The 24,376-nt window shown below is 32.2% G+C and carries 19 protein-coding genes and 1 pseudogene; 5 read left to right on the top strand and 15 right to left on the bottom strand.

Going from position 1 to position 24,376, the window contains the following annotated elements; genetic code table 11:
• A partial coding sequence (locus BDW31_RS10545; RefSeq protein ID WP_142641273.1) for a transposase occupies window positions 1-386 on the top strand: 386 nt, incomplete at its 5' end.
• Window positions 387-434: 48 nt separating this feature from the next.
• Here BDW31_RS10545 and BDW31_RS10540 read toward each other — a convergent pair.
• The 8 genes and pseudogenes from BDW31_RS10540 to nrdI all read right to left on the bottom strand — a co-directional run bounded on the left by BDW31_RS10540 (window position 435) and on the right by nrdI (window position 9,164).
• Window positions 435-1,460 (bottom strand): annotated as a pseudogene (locus BDW31_RS10540) (ferrated catecholamine ABC transporter substrate-binding lipoprotein SstD).
• 42 nt (window positions 1,461-1,502) lie between these two features.
• The gene (locus BDW31_RS10535) at window positions 1,503-2,540 is read right to left on the bottom strand and encodes a ferrated catecholamine ABC transporter substrate-binding lipoprotein SstD (protein ID WP_037548541.1); all 1,038 of its coding nucleotides are present in this window, start codon (window positions 2,538-2,540) and stop codon (window positions 1,503-1,505) included.
• A gap of 115 nt (window positions 2,541-2,655) precedes the next feature.
• Window positions 2,656-3,438 carry an iron ABC transporter ATP-binding protein gene (locus BDW31_RS10530; protein ID WP_037548537.1) on the bottom strand — a complete coding sequence of 261 codons (783 nt, stop codon included), beginning with the start codon at window positions 3,436-3,438 and terminating at the stop codon, window positions 2,656-2,658.
• Window positions 3,435-4,394, bottom strand: a complete 960-nt coding sequence (locus BDW31_RS10525; RefSeq protein ID WP_053024235.1) for an iron chelate uptake ABC transporter family permease subunit — start codon at window positions 4,392-4,394, stop codon at window positions 3,435-3,437. Before BDW31_RS10525 ends, BDW31_RS10530 begins: the two co-directional genes overlap by 4 nt.
• Window positions 4,384-5,352: an ABC transporter permease gene (locus BDW31_RS10520; RefSeq protein WP_053024234.1), complete on the bottom strand. Its 969-nt coding sequence runs from the start codon at window positions 5,350-5,352 to the stop codon at window positions 4,384-4,386. Before BDW31_RS10520 ends, BDW31_RS10525 begins: the two co-directional genes overlap by 11 nt.
• 249 nt (window positions 5,353-5,601) lie before the next feature.
• Entirely contained in the window at window positions 5,602-6,570 is a 969-nt protein-coding gene (gene nrdF / locus BDW31_RS10515; RefSeq protein WP_037548528.1) for a class 1b ribonucleoside-diphosphate reductase subunit beta, read from the bottom strand.
• 127 nt (window positions 6,571-6,697) lie between these two features.
• Window positions 6,698-8,803 carry a class 1b ribonucleoside-diphosphate reductase subunit alpha gene (nrdE, locus tag BDW31_RS10510; RefSeq protein ID WP_053024233.1) on the bottom strand — a complete coding sequence of 702 codons (2,106 nt, stop codon included), beginning with the start codon at window positions 8,801-8,803 and terminating at the stop codon, window positions 6,698-6,700.
• Window positions 8,766-9,164 carry a class Ib ribonucleoside-diphosphate reductase assembly flavoprotein NrdI gene (nrdI, locus tag BDW31_RS10505; RefSeq protein WP_037548524.1) on the bottom strand — a complete coding sequence of 133 codons (399 nt, stop codon included), beginning with the start codon at window positions 9,162-9,164 and terminating at the stop codon, window positions 8,766-8,768. Before nrdI ends, nrdE begins: the two co-directional genes overlap by 38 nt.
• A gap of 787 nt (window positions 9,165-9,951) precedes the next feature.
• Here nrdI and BDW31_RS10500 point away from each other — a divergent pair.
• The 4 genes from BDW31_RS10500 to BDW31_RS10485 all read left to right on the top strand — a co-directional run bounded on the left by BDW31_RS10500 (window position 9,952) and on the right by BDW31_RS10485 (window position 14,367).
• A complete protein-coding gene (locus BDW31_RS10500) occupies window positions 9,952-10,812 on the top strand; it encodes a DMT family transporter (RefSeq protein WP_180542653.1) in 861 nt (286 codons plus the stop codon).
• A gap of 30 nt (window positions 10,813-10,842) precedes the next feature.
• The gene (queF, locus tag BDW31_RS10495) at window positions 10,843-11,343 is read left to right on the top strand and encodes a preQ(1) synthase (RefSeq protein ID WP_011276427.1); all 501 of its coding nucleotides are present in this window, start codon (window positions 10,843-10,845) and stop codon (window positions 11,341-11,343) included.
• 300 nt (window positions 11,344-11,643) lie between these two features.
• Window positions 11,644-13,149 carry an S-Cys-Gly-3M3SH uptake peptide MFS transporter gene (locus BDW31_RS10490; RefSeq protein ID WP_053024232.1) on the top strand — a complete coding sequence of 502 codons (1,506 nt, stop codon included), beginning with the start codon at window positions 11,644-11,646 and terminating at the stop codon, window positions 13,147-13,149.
• 291 nt (window positions 13,150-13,440) lie between these two features.
• Window positions 13,441-14,367 carry a diacylglycerol/lipid kinase family protein gene (locus BDW31_RS10485; protein ID WP_053024231.1) on the top strand — a complete coding sequence of 309 codons (927 nt, stop codon included), beginning with the start codon at window positions 13,441-13,443 and terminating at the stop codon, window positions 14,365-14,367.
• A gap of 72 nt (window positions 14,368-14,439) precedes the next feature.
• Here the strand turns inward: BDW31_RS10485 and BDW31_RS10480 are convergent, their stop codons facing one another.
• The 7 genes from BDW31_RS10480 to BDW31_RS10450 all read right to left on the bottom strand — a co-directional run bounded on the left by BDW31_RS10480 (window position 14,440) and on the right by BDW31_RS10450 (window position 24,331).
• The gene (locus BDW31_RS10480) at window positions 14,440-14,973 is read right to left on the bottom strand and encodes a 5' nucleotidase, NT5C type (RefSeq protein ID WP_011276430.1); all 534 of its coding nucleotides are present in this window, start codon (window positions 14,971-14,973) and stop codon (window positions 14,440-14,442) included.
• A gap of 175 nt (window positions 14,974-15,148) precedes the next feature.
• Entirely contained in the window at window positions 15,149-16,204 is a 1,056-nt protein-coding gene (gene hisC / locus BDW31_RS10475) for a histidinol-phosphate transaminase (protein WP_110709635.1), read from the bottom strand.
• Window positions 16,205-16,311: 107 nt separating this feature from the next.
• Window positions 16,312-17,826 carry a peptide MFS transporter gene (locus BDW31_RS10470; protein WP_110709634.1) on the bottom strand — a complete coding sequence of 505 codons (1,515 nt, stop codon included), beginning with the start codon at window positions 17,824-17,826 and terminating at the stop codon, window positions 16,312-16,314.
• 167 nt (window positions 17,827-17,993) lie between these two features.
• Complete coding sequence (locus BDW31_RS10465; protein WP_053026593.1) at window positions 17,994-19,508, bottom strand: ABC transporter permease/substrate-binding protein; 1,515 nt, start codon at window positions 19,506-19,508, stop codon at window positions 17,994-17,996.
• Window positions 19,505-20,473 (bottom strand): ABC transporter ATP-binding protein, encoded by a 969-nt coding sequence (locus BDW31_RS10460; protein WP_053024227.1) that lies wholly within the window; start codon window positions 20,471-20,473, stop codon window positions 19,505-19,507. Before BDW31_RS10460 ends, BDW31_RS10465 begins: the two co-directional genes overlap by 4 nt.
• Window positions 20,474-20,657: 184 nt before the next feature.
• Window positions 20,658-22,436: a DNA helicase RecQ gene (recQ, locus tag BDW31_RS10455; RefSeq protein ID WP_110709632.1), complete on the bottom strand. Its 1,779-nt coding sequence runs from the start codon at window positions 22,434-22,436 to the stop codon at window positions 20,658-20,660.
• A 14-nt stretch (window positions 22,437-22,450) separates the two neighbouring features.
• Window positions 22,451-24,331, bottom strand: a complete 1,881-nt coding sequence (locus BDW31_RS10450) for an ABC-F family ATP-binding cassette domain-containing protein (protein WP_053024225.1) — start codon at window positions 24,329-24,331, stop codon at window positions 22,451-22,453.
• Window positions 24,332-24,376 lie beyond the last annotated feature (45 nt).

Raw genomic sequence — 24,376 nt, 5'->3', positions numbered from 1 at the left:
AAGGCATTATAAATTACTTATTAGGTGTAGATGTAGAATTATTTAATACATATCACTACGTTCATGAGCTAAGAAGATTATTAAAAGAAAATCAAGTAGAGAAATTTAATTATAAACTCTTTTCTATTCATCTTTCAGATGTGTGTCCTAAATTACGCCCAGTCATTAGAACTTTAAGACGATTAGCAGCTTTCATTGAAAATACTATGACATATTCTAACCTGACCAACGGTCCGTTAGAAGGAATTAATAATAAAATCAAACTCATTAAAAGGGTATCTTTTGGTTATAGAAATTATGATAATTTGCGTAATCGAATTATTATAACTTCGCGACTATTTGCCTCAACAACAAAAAAAGAGATTAAACAACCTAAGGTTGCTTAATCTCAATATTTGGACTCATCAGTCCGATTTGACGTAGAGCCGTTTTTATTATTTTGATTTTTTCAAGATTTGATTTAACTCATCAAATTGTTTGATTGTTGTTGAAGTTGAACCATCGCTAAAGTACCATAGTTTAGGATCTAATTCATAAACATTACCATTTTTAACTGCATTTATATCTTTAATTACATCATTAGATAACGTTTGTTTTGCACTTGATTTGCCACTTACAACTTGTCCTCTATCCATTGCTAAGATAATATCAGGATTTTTACTTGTAATATACTCATTATTAATATTTTGGCCATGTGGACTTGCTTTGACATGCTCATCTGTAGGTTTAAATCCTAATGTATTGTAGATTAAACCTCCAAATCTACCACCTGGTCCAAATGTAGATAATTTACCTTCATTAACTAAAAGATACATTGCTTTCTTATCTAATTTTTCAACTTTCGCTTTTGTATCCGCTATTTTTTTATTCAACTCTTCAATTAATGATTTACCTTTATCTTCTTTACCATAAATTTTTCCTAATTTAGTTGTTACAGATTTCATATCATTTATATAATTTTTCTCACTGGCACCAACATAAACGATTTTAGTCTGGTGCAGCTTTTTTAAGTTCATCTATATTATTCACTGTTGCTGTTCTTCCAGAAATATAAATGACCTCTGGTTTGGCTTTAGCTATTTTATCAAAATTAATTTGTATTAAATTACCAGTATTGATGTATTCATCATCTTTGAATTCTGAAAGAAATTCAGGTAACGCAGCATTTTTCTCACCTTTAAGTAATCCAATAAAATAATGCGGTCTCGAACGCCAAACGTTTTTAATACATCAACGGCACCATAATCAAAGACAATTGCACGTTTTGGATTCTTCGGCACATCAACAGTTTCTTTAATTTCTTTGGTATCATTTTTATCTTTTTTCTCGCCTCTTGTCTTATAATTATTTTCAATTTGAACTATGTCTTTATTGTCATTCTTCTTCGAAGTATCATTGTTACCGTCAGAGCTTTTACCACACGCTGTTAAGACTAAAGCAAGACTTAATATTAAAAAAATATCGCCCTATTCTGGGCGATATTGAAAACTTATACCATCAATTTATTTATCGACTACTTCTTCTAATTCATCAATTTGTTTCATAGTTGTTGTAGTTGAACCAGAAGCAAAGTACCATAATTTAGGATCTAATTGATATACTTTATCATTTTTAACTGCTTTAACGTCTTTAATAACATTATTACTTAACACTTTTTTAGCAGTTGATTCTCCGCCTACAACTTCACCACGGTCCATTGCTAAAATAACATCTGGATTATGCTTGCTAATATATTCATTATTTACGTTTTGACCATGTGGACTATTGCTAACATTCTTATCTGCTGGTTTAAAGCCTAATGTATCAAATACTAAACCACCAAATCGACCTTTAGGACCAAATGTTGATAATTCACCTTCATTTACTAATAAATACATTACAGTTTTATTGAACTTCTTAGTTTCATCTTTCATTTCAGATATTTTTTCATCTAAGTCTTCGTTAATGTCTTTGGCTTTATCTACTTTGTCGTAAATTTTACCTAAGTTTTCAGTGTTTTTCTTCATGTCTTTAACTAAGTTTTTCTCATCCGCACCTACGTAAACGATTTTAGCGTCTGGTGCAGCTTTTTTGAATTCATCTAAATTCTTCTGATTTGCCGTTCTACCTGAGATAAATATAACTTCTGGTTTAGCAGCAGCTACTTTGTCGAAATTAACTTCTTTAAGATTTCCGGTGTTAACATATTTATCATCTTTAAATTCTTTTAAGAAATCAGGTAATGATTCGTTGTTTTCACCTTTTGGTAAGCCTTTTACTTTATCAGCCACACCTAATTCTTTAAGTACATCTAAAGCACCATAATCTAAGACTACTGCATTTTTAGGATTTTTAGGAACTTCAACAGTGTTGCTTACTTTCTTAGCGTCACTACCATCTTGTTCTTTACCTGAAGCTTCGAAATTATTTTTAATTTTCACAGTTTCTTTTGAATCTTTGCTATCACTCTTAGAACCTGAATCGTTACTACTTGATCCATTACTACAAGCTGATAAAACTAATACTAAAGATAATACTAAAAATAAGACTGTTTTTTTCATATGTACGACTCCTCTAAAAATATTTAACCTTTATGCTACGCATCAATTGGACTTCTCTCTTGTCTACGTCTTCGAATAGCATCACCCCTTTGAAATATCAGGTTAAATTATTTAATTATAAAAGTGAGTCAAAAGTGTCTTCATCATAATACAAACAAATTCGTTGTCCTCTAATTTCTTCGATATGAACATCCATCTCGTATAATTGTTTTAAAATCTCAGCTTGTATAACGTTATCTTTTGTATCTGCTTTGACAATTTCACCATTTTTTAGTGCAATGATGTCATCTGAATAGCATGAAGCAAAATTTATATCGTGTAGAACAATGACAATCGTTTTATTTAAGTCTTTGCAGAGGCGACGTAACGTCTGCATAATCTGTACAGAATGTTTCATATCTAGGTTGTTTAACGGTTCATCTAATAATATATAATCTGTATCTTGAGCAATTGTCATTGCAATATAAGCACGTTGTCTTTGACCACCAGATAACGTTTTTATGTTTCGATGACGAATATTCTGGAGTTGTAATAAGTCTAGTGCATATTCAACTTGTTCATAATCTTCTTTCTTCATACGACCTTTTGAATATGGAAATCGACCAAAATTAACTAATTGCTCAACTGTTATATTCATTTCTATATGATTTGTTTGTTTTAAAATACTTAATTTTTTAGCTAAATCATCATTTTTATAATCTACGACAGCTTTACCTTCAATCTTAATTGCTCCCTTTTCATACTCAAACAGACGACTAACAGCAGACAGTAAAGTACTTTTACCGGCGCCATTAGGTCCTATAAGCGATGTTAGTCTACCTTTTTGAATGTCGACGTTAATATTTTTTAAAATTGGCTTATTCTGTATAGCTTTGTCTAAATTTTTAATTTCAATCAATTTGCACTTCTCCTTTTGACAAGTAAGTAAATGAAGTAACTTCCACCGATTAAATCAATGATTAAGCTAAACTCTGTTGTCGCTTCAAATAAATTCTCAACGACCCATTGCGCCATAAATAAACTAATACAACTAATTAATATCGTCGCTGGCAATATATATTTATGTTCATATGTCTTCATTAATTCATGGGCTAAATTTACAGTTAGTAATCCTAAAAATGTAACAGGACCAACTAAAGCAGTGGAAATAGAAACTAATAGTGCCACTAATATGAGTAGCAAGCGCGTCATTGTCTCGTAAGAAACACCTAAATTGATTGCTTGTGCTCTTCCAAGTAGTAGTACATCTAAATATGGACGCATTATCACGGTAATAATAATTAAGACAAGCAATAAACATATAGATACTAATACCAATCGTGAGTTTGAGGCTTCGAAACTCGCAAACATGGCACTTTGAACCGCTAAGAATGACTCAGGATCCATGATTAGCTGAATAAAGCTAGTAATGCTTCGGAAGAATGTTCCTAAGATGACTCCTACAAGTAAAATGAAATATACTGAGAAATGTCCTAATTTAAACATGCCTTCAAAAAGCAATAATGAAAATAAGACCATCGCAATTAACGTCACAAAAAAGTTTAAATACACATTTGTAACCACTGCTGCTTGCGTACCGACTAAAAAAACTGGCAACACTTTTACAAATAGATAAACAGAGTCGAGACCCATGATTGATGGTGTTAATAATCGATTCGTTGTTATCGCTTGAAATATAACAACTGATGCCCCTATAGCACCACCAACAATGAGTATAAGTATTAATTTTCTTAATCGACTCTGAAATTGATATTGAAAAATTTCAAAGTCTAAACCTACTAATAAGTAAAATGCTGCCATGCAAATTGTCGCAATAATTAATATGATGATTTTCTTGTTAGAACTAATTTGCATAATGCTTTCTACCTTTCATTAGTAAGATTAGGAATATCACTGTCCCAAATACACCTATAGTCAATCCAATATTAATTTCATAAGGATAAACGATTAATCTACCGAAGATATCAGCGAATAATACAAATATTGACCCTAACATCAACGTATGTGGAAGTGCATTTTTCAGATGGTCCCCTCTATACATTGAAATAATATTTGGTACAATGAGACCTAAAAATGGCAAAGTACCTACAGTAACAACAACTAAAGCCGTCAATGCTGCTGTAATAAATAATGCAATGTTTATAATTTTTTCATAACTTACACCCAAATTATGACTAAAGTCTTTCCCCATACCAGCAATCGTAAAATGATTCGCAAAAATAAATGCGATAATGAGTAATGGAACTACAAGATAAAGCACTTCATAACGTCCGCTTGTGATAATTGCAAAGTTACCATTCATCCAGTTGCCAATACTTTGTAATGCATTGGTTCTTAACGCAATAAAAGTAGTAAAGCTAGATACAATACCACCTATCATAATTCCTAATAATGGTACGAATATAACTTCTTTAACACGAATCAAATTAATTAACTTCACAAATAAATATGTCCCTGCTAAACTCAATCCTACTGAAAATAACAACTTGATTAGGATGTGACCTTTCGGAAAAAAGATAAGCGAAATCAAAATACCTAACTTGGCCCACTCCATTGTTCCTACCGTAGTTGGACTTACAAATTTATTTTGCATCATCTGTTGCATAATTAATCCTGCTAACGCGAGTGAACTACCTGAAAGTAGGATACTAACCGTCCGTGGAATACGACTTGAGAACAAAATATTTTGTTGCTCTTCACTTAAGTGGAAAATATCTGAAAGAGAGAGCTGACTCACTCCAACAAATAAGGAGACTATAGTTAAACAAACTAATAAAATAAGTAAAACATAACCCTTAAATAAAAACTTCACTAATAATTCTCCTCATCTTGCTATATGTATTAAAATGATAATCGTTATCAACGATAATGATTATCATTGTTGTTAATATTAATATTAAAGATTACAGACGTGAATTTCAATAGTATTTTTATACATAAGTAAATATTTATTTTTGTTCAAATACGATGTACTCTTTTTGATACAAAAATAAGCCACTAAATTCGTAGTTGTTATCAACAACACTGAATCTAGTGGCTTATTAATGTTAGTCTTTGATAATTATTTATCAAAAATGAAATCTTCGTCTTGTAAGGCTTCTACATTTAATGCCAATGTGTATCCGTCACCTTTAACTGAGAAGAAATCATGGTTTTTAGTTGTAGTATCTAATGCATTTTCAATGATAGGATTAAATTCTTTTTCTTCAAAGTATGGTTCAAAGCCTAAGTTAGATAATGCTTTGTTTCCATTGTATTGGACATAGTTCAATACATCTTCACTTAAGCCGATATCATCGTATAACATATGTGTATAAGATACTTCATTAGCGTATAAATCTTCTAATAATTTATACATCTCTTTATCTGCTTTTTGTTTTTCATTTTCAGATAGTTCGTTACGTAAACTTTGAGCATCTAATCCTGTAAACACACCATGGATTGATTCGTCTAGTAAAATCTTTCTAATGATTTCACCAGAAGTAGTCATTTTACCTTGTCCAGCTAAATACAAAGGATAATAGAAACCAGAGTAGAATAAGAAAGTTTCTAAAAATACACTTGATACCCTTGCAATATATTGATCATATATAGAGGCTTCTTTGCCCCACAATTTGTGATAGTTTTCAATAATTTTATCAGATTTATATTTTAAATGAGGCTCTTCTATTACCCAAGTATCTAGTAAATAGTTTGTTTCACTAGATGGAAGTAAAGTTGTAAATATATGTGAATAACTTTTCGCATGAATTTGTTCCATCATTGCCATAAATGAATACACTGCTTTTTTACGTAAGTCTGTTGTGTGTAACATAATTAACGGCATACCATCATCTGCTTGATGTGTATCCAATCCTGTTAATCCTGCTAACGCACGTTTGAATGTATTCTTCTCGTCTTCAGTTAGTGTCTTCCAACTTGCAATATCTTTTGATACTTTAAATTCTGTTTCTACCCACATTTGAGAAATATTTTGACGCCAAAACATATTCGTCATATCTTCTTGGGTATTCCAATTGACGGCCTTCATTTATAAATCCTCCTTAATTACTAAAAAGCAAATCTCATTCGTTTAGAGGATAAGTTGAGAGTCATTTTTAAGTTTTGACTCTACAACCTTCCTCCTTTTCAAAATTTGTTATCTTAAGTTTCTTAAATTAGATAGCACAGCTTGTACATTCTTCTACACTCAATAATTTGTTACGAGTATAATATAGCGATTTAAGCCCTTTATGGTGAGCATAAACATATAATCTTGATAATTCACGTGTTGAAATTTCAGAATTCACATATAAAATTGTTGAAATACCTTGGTCCACGTGTGTTTGAATCGTAGCGATTAAATCTATTAATTTCATTTGGTCAGTATTGAATGCTGATTTATAATACCACATTGTTTCAGGAGACAAGAATGGCATTGGATAAAATGTTTCAGCATTACCATAAGTACGACGTTCAATTTGATCAACAATTGGCATAACTGAACTTGTTGCATTTTGTACATATGAAATACTTTGTGTAGGTGCAATTGCAAGTCTATATGCATGATATAAACCATGCTGTTGAACTTGTTCTTGTAATGCTTTCCAATCTTTAGCAGTTGGAATATCGATGTGATCAAATAGTCGTTTCACTTTCTCAAATTTAGGTTCAAATTCTTGAGAAGTATAAAACTCAAAGTATTTACCACTAGCATAATCTGATTGATCAAAGTCTTGATATACTTCACCACGTTCTTTCGCAATTTCCATTGAACGTTCGATTGAATAATAGTTCATCATCATGAAGAAAGTATTTGCAAAGTCTTTAGCTTCCTCTGATTCATATCCTATTTTATTTTTAGCTAAATAGCCGTGTAAGTTCATTACGCCTAGACCGACAGAGTGTAACTCACTGTTAGCTTTTCTCACACCTGGTGCGTTTTGAATATTTGCTTCATCACTAACTACTGTTAATGCATCCATACCTGTGTGAACAGAATCTTTAATTTTACCTGTTTCCATCACATTTACAATGTTTAAAGAACCTAAGTTACAAGATATGTCACGTTTAATTTCATCTTCGATACCATAATCATTAATCACTGATGTCTCTTGTAATTGGAAGATTTCTGTACATAAATTACTCATTTTAATTTGACCAATATTTGAATTGGCATGTACTTTGTTAGCATTATCTTTAAACATTAAGTATGGGTAACCTGATTGTAATTGTGTTTGGGCAATCATATTCAACATTTCTCTTGCGTCTTTTTTCTTCTTAACGATATTAGGGTTTGCAACCATGTCGTCATAGTATTTTTCTAAATCAATATCATCGAGTGTTACACCATATTCTTGTTTAACCGTATGTGGCGCAAACATATAGAAATCTTTACCTTCTTTTGCTAAATCAAAAAATTTAGACGGCACTATAAGACCAGTAGAAATTGTTGATAAACGTAAGTCTTCATCAGCATTTACCTTTTTAGTGTCTAAGAACTCTTCTACATCATAATGGAAGATATTTAAATATACTGCACCTGCACCTGGACGTTGGCCAAGTTGATCAGCATAGCTAAATCCGCCTTCTAATGCTTTGGCAACTGGTAACACCCCTTTGGCTACACCTTTAATACCTTTGATGGCTTCACCACGAGCACGTAATTTAGAAAGATTTATTGCTACACCGCCACCAATTTTACTTAATTGCTTGGCAGTAGAATCAATGAAATTGATAGAGTTCAAGCTATCATCTACCTCTAATAGGAAACATGATACTAATTCACCACGACGTGCGCGACCAGCATTCAAGAAAGTTGGTGTTGCAGGTTGATAACGTTGCTCGACCATTGCTAAGATAAATTGTTTCGCTTGCTGCTTATTACCGTCCGCTAAATATAGTGCAACGATTGCGACATGTTGATTATAATCCTCTAGATATTGTGATTTATCATTAGTTTTTAGCGCATAATCTTTATAAAACTTACTAGCAGACATATAGCTTGCAAATTCAAAGTTGATAGATTTTGCGAATTCAGTGATTTCAACTAAATCTTCTTCGCTATATTTGTCGAAGACATTAAAATAAAAATTATTATCTACTAGATAGTGTAAACGTTCAATCTCACTGTCAAAATAAATTGTTTTATCATGGATTTCTTCTAGATAAACCGCTAATGCTTCTTGATCTTTCTCCAAGTTAAAGAAACCATTTTCTTTACGTTTCGTAACTTCATTATTTAGTTCAATATGATTGTACTTTTTCTCGTTCATAATTTTCATTGAAATGCCCCACCTTATTTTTAAATTCAATAACATCTTTATTAGAACCTTGTACTTCAAACTCCATTAATAAAGGTACATGGTATTTTTCGGAAATTGTTCTACCCGCTTTCGCAAAGTTTTGTCCCCAATTACGGTTACCACTTGCCGCGACAGCGCGTAAATTATGATGATTAACTTCTAAAAACGATTGTACTTCTTTAGGTACTTCACCAAATCCAATTGTTCCCGTAACTAAAATATAAGGTTCTTCAAATGGATCTGTACAATTATCCTTAGTAATCTCCATTACATCTGAAATTTCACTTCGTTTAATAAATCTTCTTACATTACCTGAAAAAGAAAAATAAACTACTTTCATTGGAACGCCTTCTTTCGTCAATCCATAATATTAATTAAAAAGAAGTTCTCTTAATAGATAAGAAAACTTGCTAGACAATAAATACGACATATTTTAGACATTTAATTGGATGTCAACTAGCTGATGATTAATATACTAAAAGAAGTGACTTTCATTTCTAGCCACTACATGTAGTGTTTAGACTAAAATTTCGAGACTATTTCATCTATATGCTCGTTCGTATTAATAGTATTAAATTAGGAATTTCAACTTAAAATAAGTGTGAAATTGCCTTTAAAATGAATAATTTGTATAACACAAACTTTTTATACAACCACAACATGTTGTGGTTCGTTTCATGTTTTAATACTATATTCTGTGTTTCATTATACAGAATTGCTTTCTTAATTAAAAGTAACTATTTCGTGACAAAAGTTCGGAAAAACGTCTGAATGTGCATCAGACCAACTTAAATTAACGCAAATAATTATTTTTGAATATTTGATGTGTTTTAGTTGCATTTTTAGCAGCTAAATAAACTATTGAATTGTCGGCATTCTTGAAGTCCAATCATTTAAATTATCAATATATTTTGCGCAATTATTCAAATGTTAATTATATTTTGCTTCAAAAACACGAATATAACATTTGTAAAAAAATAGTATTTAACGTGTTTTTAATACAAACAGAACATTTGTTCGTATATAGATAATAATACATCTTGGTATTATTTTCAAGTATTCATGCATTAGCATTTGAATTATGCTACTATGTATACGGTAATTTATTACAAATGAGGCGATTAACCTTGAATCCAAAAGTTAAAGGTATTATTGCAATTTTAATTTCAGCTGTCGGTTTTAGTTTTATGTCAGTCTTTTTTAGACTCGCCGGAGATTTACCTGTATTTCAAAAATCCCTAGCTCGAAATTTTGTTGCAATGTTCATACCATTATTCTTCATATTTAAATATAAACAACCTATGTTTGGGAAATTAAGTAGCCAACCCCTTTTAATTTCTCGATCTACACTAGGCCTTATAGGTGTCTTATTAAATATATACGCTATAGATCATATGGTATTAAGCGATGCGGATACACTGATGAAACTTAATCCTTTTTGGACGATACTACTCAGTTTAATTTTTCTTAATGAGAAAGTTCGAAAATATCAAATCATTGCTATGATTGTAGCAATCTTAGGTATGTTATTTATAGTTAAACCAGAGTTGTCTTCAACAATGATTACTTCTTTAGCTGGATTATTTTCAGGTATCTTTGCTGCCTCTGCGTACACATGTGTTCGTGCATTAAGTAACAGAGAAGCACCATATACTATTGTTTTTTATTTTTCATTATTTTCAGTTGTCGTTTTAATACCGTTTTCAATCGCAACTTATGAGCCAATGACGACAATACAAATAATTTATCTTTTAGGGGCAGGCCTTTCTGCTGCAGTTGGCCAAATCGGTATTACACTAGCCTATAGTTTTGCACCTGCAAAAGATATTTCTATCTTTACGTATGCTTCAATCATTTTCACGGCTATATTCGGATTTATATTATTCGGTGAAACACCTGATTTCTATGCTCTTATCGGTTATGTCATTATTATTGGTGCAAGCTATTATATGTTCGAAAAGGCACGACGACAAAACCGCTATAACTAAACAACAATCTAACACTAAGGAGTGATTCAATTGACTCAAGGACGTCAAAAAGAAGAACTACAAGATATTACTTTATTAGGTAATCAAAATAATAAATATGAATTTGACTATACACCAGAAGTTTTGGAAACATTTGATAATAAACATCAAGGACGCGATTACTTCGTAAAATTCAATTGTCCTGAATTTACATCTCTTTGCCCAATTACAGGTCAACCAGATTTCGCAACGATTTATATTTCGTACATTCCAAATATTAAAATGGTAGAATCTAAGTCATTGAAATTGTACTTATTTAGCTTTAGAAATCATGGGGATTTCCATGAGGATTGTATGAATATCATTATGAATGACTTAATTGACTTAATGGACCCACATTATATTGAAGTTTGGGGCAAATTCACTCCACGAGGCGGTATTTCAATAGATCCATACACTAATTATGGACGCCCAAATTCTAAATATGAGAAGATGGCTGAACACCGATTAATGAATCATGATTTATATCCAGAAAAAATAGATAACAGATAAAAGATTAACTTAACCACTAAATTGTCAAACAATTTAGTGGATTTTTTCATTATTTGTGAGATTTTATTTAAATTTACTATTGCCTATTAGTGAATTAAAGCGTATTTTATTATTATCATTTAAAATTCCAAAAGAGTAAGATGATCTAAATAAAGCAACTTATTCTCATACAATTTTAAATCATCAACTCATTGACTGAAATTTCTAAAAATTTCTATTTTTAAGAAATTAATCAATTACACCTATCATATTCATGATTTTAAATTTCAGTCTTTAAAGAAAGAAAGGATTGGGATACATATGGCAACAAACAATTCCCATGAACAAGCTGTTCAAACAATACCTCAGCGAGGGTTCTTCGGACACCCTAGTGGTTTAGGAGTACTATTCTTTGTAGAATTTTGGGAAAGATTTAGTTATTATGGCATGCGTGCCATGCTTATTTTCTACATGTATGATCAAATTAAAAATGGTGGTTTAGGAATTGATCAAACGACTGCAATGTCTATCATGTCAGTCTATGGCGCATTAATTTACATGTCTTCAATTCCTGGTGCATGGGTCGCAGATAGACTATTCGGTACTAGAGGGGCAACCTTGATTGGTGCAGTACTCATTATCATCGGACATATTTGTCTAAGTTTACCATTCGCAATGTTCGGTTTATTTGCATCAATGTTCTTTATCATTATTGGTTCAGGCTTAATGAAACCAAATATTTCAAACATCGTTGGACGCTTATATCCTGAGAATGATACTCGTATGGATGCCGGTTTCGTTATATTCTACATGTCAGTTAACCTAGGTGCGCTTATCTCACCTATCATTCTGCAACATTTCCTAGACGTGAAAAACTATCATGGTGGTTTCTTAATTGCAGCGATTGGTATGGCATTAGGTTTAGTATGGTATATGATTTTCAATAAAAAGAATTTAGGTTCTATTGGTATGAATCCAACCAACCCGCTATCTTCTGAAGAAAAGAAAAAATATGGATTAATTGTAGGTATCATTGTAGCAGTCATTGCTATTGTACTATTAGTTACATATTTCACAAATACTTTATCATTCAATCTTATTAGTAATACGGTTCTAGTACTTGGTATAGCTCTACCAATCATTTACTTCACTACTATGATTCGAAGTAAAGATGTTACAGATGTAGAGCGTTCTCGTGTTAAAGCATTCATTCCGTTATTTATTTTAGGAATGTTATTCTGGGCAATACAAGAACAAGGATCAAACGTATTAAACATTTATGGTTTAGAACGTTCTGATATGAAAATGAATTTATTCGGTTGGACAACTAATTTCGGTGAGGCATGGTTCCAATCAATTAACCCATTATTTATTCTTTTATTCGCACCAATCGTATCTGCGATTTGGTTAAAAATGGGTAAAAAACAACCAAGCCTTCCAATAAAATTTGGAATTGGTACGCTATTAGCTGGTGCTTCATACATTTTAATGGGACTTATCGGTATGAGTTATGGTGATACACACTTCTCAGTAAACTGGGTTATCCTATCATACGTTGTATGTGTGGTTGGTGAATTATGTTTATCACCTACTGGTAATAGTGCGGCTGTTAAATTAGCACCTAAAGCATTTAATGCTCAAATGATGAGTGTTTGGTTATTAACAAACGCATCTGCACAAGCACTTAATGGTACATTAGTTAAATTAATCAAGCCTTTAGGGCAAACGAATTATTTCATCTTCTTAGGAAGCGTTGCTATCGTAATTACAGTAATCATCTTAGCTTTCACTCCTAAAATTTCAAAAGCAATGAAAGGTATTCATTAATCACCTTTGTATTGTTAAAAGATGACATTTAAACAAAACAAATAATTATCTTTAAGCATTTTCATAGTAATTTTATAACTATGAAGGTGCTTTTTCTATTTAAATTATCCTTATTGAGAAGATGACAAGGCATTTGAAAAAAATTCTATCTTGTCATTTCTTTGTATATCAACTAAAAAAATGTAATGATAAATACTTAAGCATTTGTTTTACTCAAATTATAATTAAGCAAATAACATTTCGGGTAAATAAATGTTAAATCAGAGTAAATAAATGAAAGTAGGCATACGTATGGGTCAAAAATTTAATCATGGTGTTCTTTTTTACCATGAACATAGTGGTCTCAAAGATATATATGAAGGTTTAGGAGAAGTAACTAAATCACTTACTACTATGTGCAAACACCTATCAATTCAACTAAGTGAAAATGAAGGCGACATTATTAAGTATTGTGAAAGAATTAAAAATCAAGAATATAGTAGTGATGTTGATATCGTTTTTATCCTAGGTGGAGATGGTACAGTTAATGAATTAGTTAATGGCGTTTTAGCAAATGACCTAAATGTACCTATTGGAATTATTCCTGGAGGTACATTTAATGATTTCACTAAAACATTAAACTTGAACCCTAACTTTAGTAAAGCTAGTGAACAACTTAAAACGTCTCACTTGGAATCATATGATATTATGAAAGTGAATGGCACTTATGTGCTTAACTTTGTGGGATTAGGACTTATAGTTCAAAACGCGGAAAACGTGCAAGAAGGTCGTAAAGATATCTTCGGTAAATTAAGCTATGTTGGTTCAACTGTTAAAACATTAATGAATCCAGAAGATTTTGATTATACATTAACTGTAGATGATAAAGAACTTAATGGTAATACCTCTATGCTAGTCGTTGCTAACGGTCCTAATATCGGTGGCAGTAGAATACCACTTATGGATTTATCACCTCAAGATGGTAAAGTGAATAGTTTCATTTTTGACAAACAAAGTTTTACTATTCTCAATGATGTATTCAAAAAACGCGATAGTATGGATTGGAATGAAATTACAAACGGAATTGATCACATAGCCGGCAAACATATTACATTATCGACGGATCCAGTTATGAAAGTAGATATTGACGGTGAAATTAGTCTTGAAACGCCAATTACAATTGAAGTTCTACCAAAAGCGCTTCAGATTCTAACTTTTCCAGAGAATGCTGAACAATAAGAATTTATTATACTAATATAAAAGCGATTAAGGTTAATGATTGGAATATCATACCTTAATCGCTTATTTTAACTACTCCCCTAGAAAGAATGCTTCTACATCTTTCCAACCGTTAACACGTTTAAAACGTTCTTCACTAACATTGTGAGACGCAGTAAAAATGATTGGTTCACCTTCAAATATTTGTAATTGACGAGGATTATCATCTATTAAATAATCAGTTTTCACTACATTTTTACGACCACAGAAGACAAATTGCTGCGGATCTAAAAATGGAAAGAATTCAAGTAACCACTCATATTTATCATGAAATGAAGTTGGAACATCCATAGCTGCAGTAGCAATGTAAACATCATATTGCTCAGTCAATTTCTTAACGACTTCTTGTGCATGAGGCATAACAGTTAAATTTCTAAAGAAACCTGGCGCTCTTAAAATATCACGAACTAAACCATCATGCTCTGGTATTACATTTTTAAGCTTTTGTCCATTTAAAGACTCAACTGTAATTCCTAATTCTGTTTTTACGTTAACCGCTTCAATAATTGCACCTAACGTGTCTGCTAATACTTCATCCATATCTATTGCTATAGATTTTCTAGACATACTATCTCTCCCTTAATCATCACCTATATACTTCTAAAGTATAGCAAAAATTTAAAAGGGAGTGCTACAAGACATTTAGAATCTATTGTAGCCCCCCCTTGCATAATCAACTTATGATGTACTTCTAAAACTCAACTAATCATTTTAAGTTAAAGAGCTTACGTATTTGACCAACTTAATAATCAAAATGTTTTAATACATCAATCATTCTGTCATTTTGTTCTGGGAATCCGATTGTAATACGAACGCCAGTTGGAAACGGACGTGTGATACAACCCACTTTTAGTAACGCTTCATATAATTCTTGTGCTTTTTTAGTTGCAACAAATACAAAGTTCGTCTGACTAGGTAAGAAATGTTCACTTTGTGGTATCTCAAAGAATTTTTCACGTTCTTTAGCATTTTTAGCTGTAATATCTTTCAAATAAGCTTGATCTTCTAATGCTGCAATCGCTGCGTATTCTGAAATACGAGTGACATTGAATGGTGGTCGAATGATGTTCCACTTTTCAATAGCTTCATTTGTAGCTACGACATACCCTACACGCAACCCAGCTAATCCATATGCCTTAGAAAATGTTCTTAACAAGAATGCATTATCAAAGCGTTCTTGCAATTTCAATGTATCTGGATAATCTTCTACTGTCACAAATTCAAAGTAAGCTTCATCAATCAATACAGGCACATGACTAGGTACGCGTTCTAAAAAGTGTTCCAATTCATCATGATTGAAATAGGTTCCAGTCGGATTATTCGGATTACATAACCACACTAAAGCAGTCTCTTCATCGACCTCTTTAATAATATTCTCTAAATCAAACCCACCATTTAGTAGAGGTACTTGAACAACTTCAGCAGATTCTACAATTGCATTATGATAATATTGTCCAAATGTGCCTTCACTTGTAACAATTTTATCTCCAGGCGTTAGCACTGCTCTTGAAATCATCAAGATGACTTCGTCTAACCCTGCACCAAATAGAATTCGAGAAGGATCCACGTTCAAATGTTCACTAATTGTCTTACGTAATGAAGGTGAGCCAGTCTCAGGATAATAAAATAACTCATCCAAATGTGCTTGAACTGCTTGCTTTGCTTTTGGAGAAGGACCGTATAAATTTTCATTTGAAGCAAGTTTATATAATTCTCCTTCTATACCGTGCTTTTCTTTAAGTGCTTGTGGTGATAATCCTGGTTGATATGCTGCTAATTGATTTAATTGTTGTTTCATTGCCAACCACTCCTTTTTCAAAAAATTAAAATGTTTATTTAATTATAAACCTGTTCCTCTAACATTGTTAAATTACAAGTCATTGACTAGTTAAAATTTATATTAACTTAATGTACACCATTCATCGCTCTCTTAACCATTGGAGAAATAGTTACTAAGATAACACCAATAAGCAGTGTAAACAATCCTGAGTATAAGAAGAACTCTTTCTCACTAATAATCTTAAATAATACAACGATTTGGCTATTGAGACTTTGTGCAGTGGCGTTACTGAGCATCCACAATGCCATCATTTGTGCAGAGAACTTTGCAGGTGCTAGTTTAGATGTTACAGATAACCCTACTGGTGAGATACATAATTCACCTAACGTGATTAAGAAGAAACTTAACACTAACCATATAGGGTGAATCAAATGCGCATCACTATTCAAAGGTATAATCATAACTAAATATGATAAACCTGCAAAGATGGCACCCAATGCAAATTTATATACTGTATTTGGATTATGTCTGCCTAATTTAGTCCATAAACTAGCAAAGACAGGTGCTAACATAATAATAAATACTGGATTGACAGACTGGAACCAAGCTGCTGGTATGTGGAAATCTAACACACCATTAGTCAATTTAGCTAAGCTAAGTTCTGTCTTCTGGTCAGCAAAGTTAGCCAAAACGGTCGAACCTTGTTCTTGAATCATCCAAAATGCAACAGACGTAATAAACAACGGTATGTAACTATAAATTCTAGAACGCTCTTCTTTGTGCGTCTTATTACTTGATAACATATAAACAAAAATACAAATTGGTAACACGATACCTATAATCGTTACAATGACACTGAAACTAGATAAACTCAATTTTCCAATAAATTGCAAGATAAGTAGGATAATTGCGAAAATTATTACGACAGTACCAGTAATAATTGATAATTTTTTGATTTCTTCTTTTCGAAGTGGGTTAGGAACGCTTAAACCAGCCAATCCTAGATTCTTTTTATTTGTAATAAGATAAGTGACTAATCCGATGAACATCCCTATAGCTGCTACCGCAAAACCAAAGTGGAACCCTAGTCTTGTTTGTAAGTAACCTGTCGCAAATGGTGATAGGAAACTACCTAAATTGATACCCATATAGAAAATAGTAAAAGCAGCATCTAAACGTCTATCATTATGGTCATATAATTCACCAACTGTAGTTGAAATATTAGGTTTCAATAAACCTGTACCAATAATAAGAAGTAATAGTGCTATCATTACTACTGTTAAACTACCTGGTATCGTTAACATGATGTGACCAAACATAATTAATATGCCGCCATAAAATAATGCATGTCTTGTACCAATGATTCTGTCTGCTATCCAACCCCCGATGGTACCAGACATATAGATGAGTGCACCATATAATGATACGATTTGTAACGCTGTACCCTGCGGTAAGCCGAAGCCACCTTTACTAACTGAATAGTAGAGATAATAAGCTAGAATCGCTTTCATACCATAGTAACTGAATCGCTCCCAAAATTCAGTAAAGAATAGTGTACTTAAACCTTTGGGATGTCCAAAGAATCCCTTTTGAGGCACACTCTTAACAATTTCTTGTCTCGAATAATTTCTAGTATTCACATTCTCCCTCCTAAAAACATACACGCTTTTTGTGTATTTATAGAATAGTGTAATTAAAAATAATTCAGATTACAATTGTATTTACAAATTTTGCTCTGTAAAAAAAGAACAAAACAACGAACTCATGATTAATTCGTTATCTTGTTCCAACATTTTCACGTGACTATTTATTTTACTAAACCTTCTTTTTCAAGATAATGTTTCGCAACATTATACGGATCTTCATTTTTCACGGTAACTTTGTAATTCATTTCTTGCATCTCTTCATCTGAAATTTTACCCTTTAATTTGTTGAGCGGTTTTTTAATTTCTGGATGTTGTTTTAAGAATTTTTCTTTAAACATTGGTGCACCTTGATATGGTGGGAATACGTGTTTATCATCTTTTAAGACTACCATATCATATTGTTTTAATTCTGCATCTGTTGAATATGCGTCAATTAAATTAATGTCACCTTTTTCTACTGCAGTATAGCGTAATTTAGGCTCCATTTTTTTAACATTAGATAAGTTGAGACCATATGCTTTTGCTACAGCTTTATAACCATCAGATCGATCATTAAATTCCATAGTGAACCCTGGTTTAATTTTATCTTCAACCTTTTGTAAATCACCAATTGTTTTAATATTATTTTCTTTAGCAAAGTCTTTCTTCACCGCTAAAGCATACGTATTATTATATTTCATAGGTTTTAACATCGTCATGTCATATTTCTTCTCTAGACTTTGTTTAGCTTGTTGATATACTGCATCTTCTTTTTTGGATTTTAAATCTTCTTTAGTTAATTCACCTAAAACTGTCCCTGTAAATTCTAAATATCCATCGATGTCGTCTGATTTTAATGCATTAAATAGGAATGATGTTTTACCCATACCATCTTTAACATCAACTGTATCATCCGTTTCATCCTCAATTAAAATTTTGTACATATTAGTAATAATTGAAGGTTCTGAACCTAATTTACCTGCAAGCGTAATTGTGTCACCTTTTTTACCGAAAAGTGGTACAACAATGACTAATAGTATAATAAGAATCATTGCACCTACAGTGATTAGTAGTTTCTTATAAGATAATTTCTCCATATAACGTAGTATTAAATCAAACATAATTGCGAGTAGTGCAGCAGGAATCGCTCCGATAAGGATTAGAGACGTATTGTTACGGTCAATACCTAGTAAAATTAAATCCCCTAGTCCACCAGCACCAATTAATGCGGCTAAAGTTGCTGTACCGATAATTAGAACCATAGCAGTACGAATACCGGCCATCATCACTGGCATAGCTATTGGCAATTCTACTTTAGTCAAACGACGCATCGGTTTCATACCAATACCTTTAGCAGCTTCAATAAGAGACGGATCAACTTCAGTAATGCCTGTATATGTATTTCTCAAAATTGGCAACAGTGCATACACAACTAATGCAATAATTGCTGGCACGCGACCAATACCAAATATTGGAATCATTAACCCTAATAATGCCAATGACGGAATGGTTTGTAATATAGCAGCTATATTCATAACGACTTCAGATAACCGCTTCGTCTTCGTTAAAGCAATCCCTAATGGCACGGCGATTAAAATTGCGATTAGCAGTGCAATAAATGAAATTTGGATATGTTCCAAGATGGTCGTAAGTACTTCGCCTTTACGATCATCGAGTGTGCTAAATAATTCGCTCATGCTTTAGCCCCCTTGTCGTTGTCTATCTCAGATAAATACTTAAAGATATCTTCACGTTTTAAGAGTGATTGCGTAGAGGTTGATATATCATTAACAATAACCGCTTCATGTTGGGCTAATGTAGAATAAACTGAACGTAATTGCACATCACTATTAATTTCCGGATAATCATGGTGTGTTTCTTTTTCTGTGAGTGGCGAAGTAATATTAAGATCTTTCAACTGTAAGCTTTCTTTATCTTGTTCTAAATGGCTTCCCATAAACTCTTCTACAAATTTATTTTTAGGTTGATTACGGAATGCTTGTGGTGTATCTATTTGTTCAACATGTCCATTGTTAAGTAAACAAATTCGATCACCTAACTTCATAGCTTCTTGAATATCATGCGTTACAAATACAATTGTCTTTTTGATTTTAGTTTGTAATTCTATTAAATCATCTTGTAGTTTTTCGCGACTGATTGGATCCAGTGCACTAAAAGGTTCATCCATCAATATAACTGGTGGATCTACAGCTAATGCTCTTACTACACCAACCCTCTGTCTTTGACCACCTGATAATTCATCTGGTTTACGATCTCGATATTTTTCAGGTTCTAAACCAACCATTTCAAGTAATTCGTCAACAAGTTGATCTATATCTTTATCTTTCCATTTTTTCATCTGTGGAACCTGTGCAATATTCTCTTTAATGGTCATATGAGGGAAAAGTGCGATTTGTTGCAACACATATCCAATATCCCATCTCATTTCATAAACAGGATAATCACTTATTGGTTTATCTTTAAAATAAATATAACCTTCACTTAACGGAATAAGTCTATTAATCATTTTCAAAGTAGTTGTTTTACCACACCCTGATGGACCTATGATTACAAAAAACTCACCCTCATTAATTTTAAAACTTACATCATCAACTGCCACATTATCCCCATAGCGTTTTGTTACATTTTTAAATTCAATCATTTAGTCACCTTCATTTGCTCTACTTATTCAAATAGTTTGCATTCTTATTCCCTATTTAAACATGTTTAATGAGGAATTCATATTAAATTAATCTAAATATAGAAATTACATTTAAAATTAATAATGTGACAATAGAATAAAGGTAAGGTTCGCTACAGAAATAGTAACAACCTTACCTTTCACTTTATATACTCGCTTTATATGAATGTATAATTTCTAAGAATTTTGGGCAATAATGTTTCAATTTATAGCTACCAACACCATCTATTGATATCATTTCTTGTTTGGATTCTGGCTTGCGTTTAGCAAACTCTTCTAACGTGTAATCAGAAAAAATACTAACCGGTGCAATATCCAATTTCTCACTTAACTTACGTCGAACTTCAACTAATTCACTGTATAATGCTCGATCTACACCTTCAACTGTATTGATATAGACTTTTTCTTTGGATTTTTGTTTAAATGGTGTCGTAAATACTTTCTCTTTATTGTTAAGTAACTTTTTAACACTTTCATCACATATTAAGATTTCATCATTTTCGTTTAAAAACCCTTTGAAGCGCAATTCATCAATTAAATGACTTAATTCTGAAGTGGTATAATCTTTCATCAAACCATGTGTTGTCAACTTATCATAATCATTATATTTAATATAATCACTTGTTTCTCCACGCAAGACTTGAATGATTATGCTATAGATTTCTTTTTGACGCATGCGTGCGATACAACTAATGATCATTTTAGCTTCTTGCGTCATATCATATGTTTTATTTTGTTGAATGCAGCTACTACATTGCCCGCACTCTTCTAATTTTTCGTTAGGTTCAAAGTAATGTACTACAGTCGCTTCAAGGCATTTTTTCGTTATCGTGTATTGAATCATTTTAGTGAGTTTCTCACCCATTTTATCCTTATAATCTTCATCAGCCTGTGAAACTGTAATAAAATATTCATGCAATCCTTTATCACGTTCACTAAATAAAAGAATGCATTCACTTTCTAATCCATCACGACCTGCACGGCCTGCCTCTTGATAATATGATTCTAAATCACCTGGCATATTATAGTGTATAACGTATCTAACATTTGATTTATCTATCCCCATACCAAAAGCATTTGTCGCTATAACAACCCTCACTTTATCATATACAAATTCGTTTTGAGCAGTCTCACGTTCTTTATTTGTTAAACCAGCATGATAAATTGCCGAAGAAACATTGATAACATCTAATGCTTCTTGTAACTCCTCAACTTGTTTACGTGTAGAGCAATAGATAATTCCTGCTTGTTCTTTATGTTTCTGCACATAATCTACAACAAATTTCTGACGTTGATAGGTAGGATTCACTTTAAAAATAAGATTCCGACGTTTCGTACTTGTTTTTACTTCATCTCGTCTATCGATGTTTAATTTTTCCATAATATCTTGTTGTACTTCTGCAGTAGCTGTTGCTGTTAGTGCAACGATTGTAAAGTTTTGAGGTAACGTGAATACTTTCTTAATTACACTTTGATAGCTAGGTCTAAAGTCATGCCCCCACTTAGAAATACAATGTGCCTCATCAAATGCGATAAGATGAATATCAATTCGACTTAATAAACTTAAAAAATATTGATTATCAAAACGTTCTGGCGCAACATATAAAAACTGAATATGACCTTTCATTAAATCATCTTCGATTTCTTTTTGTTGCTTCTTAGTTAAACTACTATTTAAGAATGCTGCTTTAATCCCCATTGCTTTAAGTTGATCAACTTGGTCTTTCATTAAAGATATTAGTGGACTAATTACAATTGTCGTTCCACCTAACATTAATCCAGGAACTTGGTAGCAAATTGATTTACCACCACCTGTAGGTAATACACCTAAAACATTATGATGATCCATTATTTTAGTAATGATTTCTTTTTGACCAGGTCTGAACTTGTCATACCCAAAATAATGCGATAATGTTGCTTTCATACTTTACATTCCCCTTATTGCTCTTTTAGTTCTTCTAATTCACTCCATCTCGTGATGTCTGTTTCATATGTTAGTTCTAATTGTTCTTTCTCTTCATTTAATTCTTTGATTTTGGCATAATCAGCACTGGCCTCAATCATCTCTTCATCTATTTCTTCTAAGCGTGTTTCAGTTTGTTCTATACGATCCATTAAAGTTTCGTATTCTCGTTTTTCCTTATAAGACAACCCTGATTTTTTTCGCACCGTTGTTTTTTGTTTTGGTTGTTGTGCTTGTTTCTCTAGTGCAACTAATTTATCCTGCTCTTTCTTATAAGACTCATAATCTTCAAAGGCACCTACAATACGTTCCATCTTTCCGTCATGAATATACCAGTACTCTTGAGCGACTTTATTTAAAAAATAGCGATCATGACTAACAGTTATAACTGAACCACCGAAACTACTAATATAATCTTCTAAAATAGTTAATGTTTCTGTATCTAAGTCATTTGTCGGTTCATCCAGTAACAGTACATTAGGTTGATGCACGAGTAATCTTAATAAATATAAGCGTTTTTGCTCTCCGCCTGATAATTTGTATATCTTCTTACCATGTGTTGAGCTTGGGAACAAGAAACGTTCTAGTAATTGAGTTACAGAAATTGAAGTTCCATCCTTCTCTTTAGCCACTTCACTCTCTTCTCGTAGGTAATCAATCATACGTATATCTCTATCTAACGTTTCTTCTGTTTGTTTAAAGTATGCTACTTTTACAGTTTGGCCAATTTTAAGTGTGCCTGTATAATCGTTCTCTTCTCCGCTTAAAATATTTAATAACGTGGTCTTTCCAGCTCCATTTGGCCCAACTATACCAATACGTTGCCCACTTTGAATAACTTCAGTAATATCTTCAAATAATGTTCTGCCGTTAATTTGTTTTGAAAGTTGTTCCAACTCATACACTTGTTTGCCTAATCTTGAATACGCTAGACTCAGTTGCCCTTTATCTTGAACGTGTTGAGCTTGTACTTCTGATTCCAAATCATTAAAACGATTGATACGCGCTTGTTGCTTTGTAGTTCTTGCCTTGGCGCCAGCTCTCATCCAAGCTAATTCTTGTTTATATAAAGCCTTTTGTTTTTCTTGTTGTTTTTGTTCAATAATTTCATTTTCTGCTCGCATTGCTATGTAATCTTCATAATTACCTGGATAAGATTTTAATTTACCTCGATCTAATTCAATGATTCTACTAGCAATTTCATTTAAAAAGTAACGATCATGGGTTACGAACAATACAGTATGAGGGTACTGCTTCACATAATTAATTAGCCATGTTATGGATTCAAAGTCTAGGTGGTTTGTAGGTTCGTCTAATAATAATAAATCAGGTTGTTCAATAAGCGTTTTAGCTAGCACAACACGTTTTTGTTGACCACCTGACAGTTCGTTCACCTTTTTAGTCGTATCATTAATACCTAGTTTAGATAATATGGTTTTAATTTCAGCATTATAATCCCATGCACTATTTTGGTCCATAGCCTCTTGTGCTTCCATCATCTTTTGAAAATGCGCGTCATCTTGTTGTTGTGTATATGCATTAACTGCTTCTTCATAAGCTTTTATAATTTGAAGAGTCGTTGTGTCTGAGGTAAGTACAGCTTGAAAAACAGTCATATCTCCATCTAGATCCTGCTTTTGAGAAGAATACCGTATACGATATTGATTAGGATGCGTAATATCAGCTGTATAATCATCATCTATATTCCCGATAACTTTAAGTAGAGTACTTTTACCAGTACCATTTATTCCAACCAATCCTATTCTTTCATGTTCAGAAATAGATAGGTTTAAATCATCGAAAATGATTTTATCCGCATATGATTTATTTAAGTTCTCTATTTTATACGCTTCCATGCATCTACTTCCTTTTCCAAATCGAAATATCGAATTTTTTAAATA

Source organism: Staphylococcus sp. AtHG25, from assembly GCF_003217445.1.
GTDB lineage: Bacteria > Bacillota > Bacilli > Staphylococcales > Staphylococcaceae > Staphylococcus > Staphylococcus haemolyticus.
The sequence above is the reverse complement of the archived record's forward strand: the minus strand, read 5'-3'. Positions and strand labels throughout refer to the sequence as shown.

Excerpts from the sequence above, each read along its gene's own strand:
- recQ (WP_110709632.1), bottom strand. The coding sequence starts at position 22,436 with ATGAAAGCAACATTATCGCATTATTTTGGGTATGACAAGTTCAGACCT.
- BDW31_RS10465 (WP_053026593.1), bottom strand. The coding sequence starts at position 19,508 with ATGAGCGAATTATTTAGCACACTCGATGATCGTAAAGGCGAAGTACTT.
- BDW31_RS10525 (WP_053024235.1), bottom strand. The coding sequence starts at position 4,394 with ATGCAAATTAGTTCTAACAAGAAAATCATCATATTAATTATTGCGACA.
- BDW31_RS10535 (WP_037548541.1), bottom strand. The coding sequence starts at position 2,540 with ATGAAAAAAACAGTCTTATTTTTAGTATTATCTTTAGTATTAGTTTTA.
- BDW31_RS10490 (WP_053024232.1), top strand. The coding sequence starts at position 11,644 with ATGGCAACAAACAATTCCCATGAACAAGCTGTTCAAACAATACCTCAG.
- hisC (WP_110709635.1), bottom strand. The coding sequence starts at position 16,204 with ATGAAACAACAATTAAATCAATTAGCAGCATATCAACCAGGATTATCA.
- nrdE (WP_053024233.1), bottom strand. The coding sequence starts at position 8,803 with ATGAAAATTATGAACGAGAAAAAGTACAATCATATTGAACTAAATAAT.
- BDW31_RS10485 (WP_053024231.1), top strand. The coding sequence starts at position 13,441 with ATGGGTCAAAAATTTAATCATGGTGTTCTTTTTTACCATGAACATAGT.
- BDW31_RS10480 (WP_011276430.1), bottom strand. The coding sequence starts at position 14,973 with ATGTCTAGAAAATCTATAGCAATAGATATGGATGAAGTATTAGCAGAC.
- BDW31_RS10450 (WP_053024225.1), bottom strand. The coding sequence starts at position 24,331 with ATGGAAGCGTATAAAATAGAGAACTTAAATAAATCATATGCGGATAAA.
- nrdF (WP_037548528.1), bottom strand. The coding sequence starts at position 6,570 with ATGAAGGCCGTCAATTGGAATACCCAAGAAGATATGACGAATATGTTT.
- nrdI (WP_037548524.1), bottom strand. The coding sequence starts at position 9,164 with ATGAAAGTAGTTTATTTTTCTTTTTCAGGTAATGTAAGAAGATTTATT.
- BDW31_RS10460 (WP_053024227.1), bottom strand. The coding sequence starts at position 20,473 with ATGATTGAATTTAAAAATGTAACAAAACGCTATGGGGATAATGTGGCA.